1 pseudogene is annotated in these 330 nt (G+C 64.2%); it reads right to left on the bottom strand.

From position 1 onward, the window contains the following. Nucleotides 1-288, bottom strand: a pseudogene (locus tag OO70_RS50890) (ATP-binding protein); the annotation flags it as partial. Nucleotides 289-330: the final 42 nt, after the last annotated feature.

The raw sequence follows: 330 nt of genomic DNA, 5'->3' as shown, positions 1-330 counted from the left end.
GGTGAGATACACACGCAGCCCGACATCACCGAGCCCATGCTCAAGGGCGTTCGTGACCAGCTCGGTGACGAGTACATCGGCAAACTCGATCAGCCCCGGCCAGCCCCAATACCGCAACCCGGCCCGGACGATGACCCGCGCGCGACCCGGCACAGCTCGGTCCGCATCGGCGATAACGCCAGCCGCAGAGCCCTCGTCCCGCTCGAAGGACATATTGAATCCGAGGTACTCGCGGAAAGGAGGGAGGATTCTGGGGCGCGTTCGGGCGATGGTCGCAGTCGGTGTCATGCCGTTTTCTCCATGCGTCCTCACTTGGCGATCAGCGTCCAC

It is taken from the genome of Streptomyces xylophagus (assembly GCF_000716435.1).
Lineage (GTDB): Bacteria > Actinomycetota > Actinomycetes > Streptomycetales > Streptomycetaceae > Streptomyces > Streptomyces xylophagus.
The sequence above is the reverse complement of the archived record's forward strand: the minus strand, read 5'-3'. Positions and strand labels throughout refer to the sequence as shown.